At 65.1% G+C, this 2783-nt stretch carries 3 protein-coding genes and 1 pseudogene; all 4 read left to right on the top strand.

The window, feature by feature from the left end:
* Positions 1 to 156 (top strand): annotated as a pseudogene (locus EOA24_RS44160) (septal ring lytic transglycosylase RlpA family protein); the annotation flags it as partial.
* Positions 157 to 272: 116 nt separating this feature from the next.
* Entirely contained in the window at positions 273 to 1451 is a 1179-nt protein-coding gene (locus EOA24_RS33220; RefSeq protein ID WP_126082740.1) for a D-alanyl-D-alanine carboxypeptidase family protein, read from the top strand.
* A 72-nt stretch (positions 1452 to 1523) separates the two neighbouring features.
* Positions 1524 to 2198 carry a dTMP kinase gene (gene tmk / locus EOA24_RS33215; protein WP_126082741.1) on the top strand — a complete coding sequence of 225 codons (675 nt, stop codon included), beginning with the start codon at positions 1524 to 1526 and terminating at the stop codon, positions 2196 to 2198.
* Positions 2195 to 2783, top strand: a 589-nt coding sequence (locus EOA24_RS33210) for a DNA polymerase III subunit delta' (RefSeq protein WP_127410537.1), incomplete at its 3' end; no start/stop codon positions are given. The genes tmk and EOA24_RS33210, both read left to right, overlap by 4 nt.

Below are 2783 nucleotides of genomic sequence, written 5' to 3'. Positions count from 1 at the left end.
GAGCCGTTCGGCCGGCCGGAGATCCAGCGCACCGAGCTCGACGGCAATGATTGGTACGCGGTCAATGTCTATCCGGACGGGCACGGCAGCATTGACGACCTGCTCCAGGCAGCCTGGTCGCATGGCGCGCCGGACGCGCTGGTTGTGCGTAACTGATTAAATTTGCACTGCACGTTGATCCGGCCGAAAAAACCCTGCTAGCTTGGCCGCGGGGTAGTCTTGGCGCAATTCCGGGCGACTCTCCGGTTTTGCTCAGATTGGGTCGACATTTCATGCAATTGCGCGTTCTTCCGCCTTTCGCCAGCCTTCTGGGATTGGTGCTGGCGCTGTTGTGCGCCGCCCCGGCTGGCGCGCAGCTGTTCGAGACCAAGGCGACGCAGGCGTTCATGATCGATGCCGACACCGGCACGGTGCTCTTCGCCAAGGACCCCGACAAGCCGATCCCACCGGCCTCGATGGCCAAGCTGATGACGATGGAGGTGGTCTTCAACGCTCTCAAGGCGAAGCGGATCACGCTCGACGACACGTTTGTCGTCAGCGAAAACGCCTGGCGCACCGGCGGCGCGCCGTCCGGGACCTCGACCATGTTCGCAAAGCTCAAATCCGAGGTCCGCGTCGAGGACCTGATCCAGGGTGTCACCGTGCAGGCCGCCAATGACGGCTGCATCGTGCTTGCCGAGGGCATGGCCGGCTCGGAAGCGAATTTCGCCGCGCAGATGACGGATCGCGCCCGCCAGCTCGGCCTGTCGAAATCGACCTTCGTCAATTCGACGGGCCTGCCTGCCGACGGCCAGCAGACGACGGTGCGCGAGCTGACGATGCTGGCGCTGCATCTGTGGCGCGACTACCCGGAGTTCTTCCACTATTACGGCCAGCCGGACTTCACCTGGAACAAGATCGCGCAAAGGAACCGCAATCCACTGATCGCCATGGGGATCGAAGCCGACGGCTTTGTGGCCGGCGCCAGCGAACAGGCGGGCTTCGGCCTAGTCGGCACAGTCAGCCACAACGGCATCCGCGTGATCGCCGCGCTCACTGGCCTGGCGAATGACCGCGAACGCTCAGAAGAGGCGCGCAAGCTGCTCGACTGGGGCTCGCGGTCGTTCCAGAAGACCGAGATCTTCGCCAAGGACGAGGTGGTCGGGGAAGCGCAGGTCTTCGGCGGCGCCAAATCCGGCCTGGCCTTGAAAGCCAAGGGCCCCGTGGACATCTTTCTTCCGATAGCCAACCGCGACAAGCTGACCGCCAGGATCGTCTATCAGGGTCCAGTGTCGGCGCCGGTCGAGGAAGGGCAACCGGTCGGTGAGCTGCGCGTTTGGATAGGCGATACGCTTAGCCAGCAGACGCCGCTCTATGCCGCCGAATCGGTGAAGGTGGGCACGCTGCCGCAGCGTGCGCTCGACGCGGCCAAGGAACTCGCTGTCGGCTGGCTGCGTCAGAAACATTTGTGATCGGGCAAGTTCGTGGACCTTTTGTCGGACGGGAGCTATGACAGCGGCCAGCACGGGCAAAGGCAGTCTCGATTGGCGAGCGGATTTTTTATCACTTTCGAGGGCGGCGAAGGAGCAGGCAAGTCGACGCAGATCGAGCGGCTGGCGCGGCGCATGCGCGCCAAGAAATACGAGGTGCTGGTCAGCCGCGAGCCGGGTGGATCGCCTGGCGCCGAGGCGGTAAGGCACGTTCTTCTGTCCGGCGCGGCCGAGCCGTTCGGCCCGAAGATGGAGGCAATCCTGTTCGCCGCCGCGCGCTCCGACCATGTCGAGCAGGTCATCCGGCCGGCAGTCGAGCGCGGCTCGATCGTGCTGTGCGACCGTTTCATCGATTCCTCGCGCGTCTACCAAGGTGTCACCGGCGGGCTCGACGCGGATTTCATGAAGGCGCTGGAGGCCGTGGCCATCAACGGCTTGATGCCGAACATGACGCTGATCTTCGACATCGATCCGGCCGAAGGCCTGAAGCGGGCGGCCGCGCGGCGCGGCGCGGGTGACGCCGCCGATCGTTTCGAGAAGGAGACTTTGGCCATCCACCGGCGGCGGCGCGAGGCTTTCCTGGCCATTGCCGCGGCGGAGCCGGAGCGCTGCATCGTCATCGACGCGGCCGCCGATCCCGATACGGTGGAAGATGTCGTCACCGCCGCCGTCTTCGCGGCGCTGGAAGAGAGGATGCCGGCGCAAAGGATCGAGACGGCGCCGGCATGATCTTCGAACGCATCGCCCCAGAGCAGCACGACACGCTGGACGGCGTGCCCGAGCCGGCCGAAACGCCGCGGCTGATCGGCCACGCGACGGCGGCCGGGATGCTCGCTGGCGCCTACCGCGCGGGCAAGCTGCCGCATGCGCTGATCTTTGCCGGGCCGCTCGGCATCGGCAAGGCGACGCTGGCGTTCCATCTGGCGCACCATCTTCTGAAATATCCGGATTTCAGGACGGCGCCCGACACGCTTGCCGTTCCCGATCCGGCGTCCCCACTGTTTCGCCAGATCGCCACCGGCGCGCATCCGGGCGTGCTGCATCTGACGCGCCCCGCCAACGACAAGATCAAGAGCTTCAAGACGGTGCTGACCGTGGACGAAATCCGCAGGGTCAGCCGCTTCCTGTCAATGACTTCGCATGATGGCAGCTACCGTGTCGTCATCGTCGACCCGGCCGACGACATGAACACCAACGCCGCCAATGCCTTGCTCAAGAATCTCGAGGAGCCGCCGGCGCGCACCTTGTTCATTCTGATCGTGCACGCGCCGGGCAGCCTGCTGCCGACGATCCGCTCGCGTTGCCAGATGGTGC

It is taken from the genome of Mesorhizobium sp. M2A.F.Ca.ET.039.01.1.1 (assembly GCF_003998035.1).
Lineage (GTDB): Bacteria > Pseudomonadota > Alphaproteobacteria > Rhizobiales > Rhizobiaceae > Mesorhizobium.
Note: the sequence above shows the minus strand (reverse complement) of the source record. Positions and strands in the feature narration are given on the sequence as shown.

Coding starts and splice junctions, on each gene's coding strand:
- EOA24_RS33220 (WP_126082740.1), top strand. CDS start 273: ATGCAATTGCGCGTTCTTCCGCCTTTCGCCAGCCTTCTGGGATTGGTG.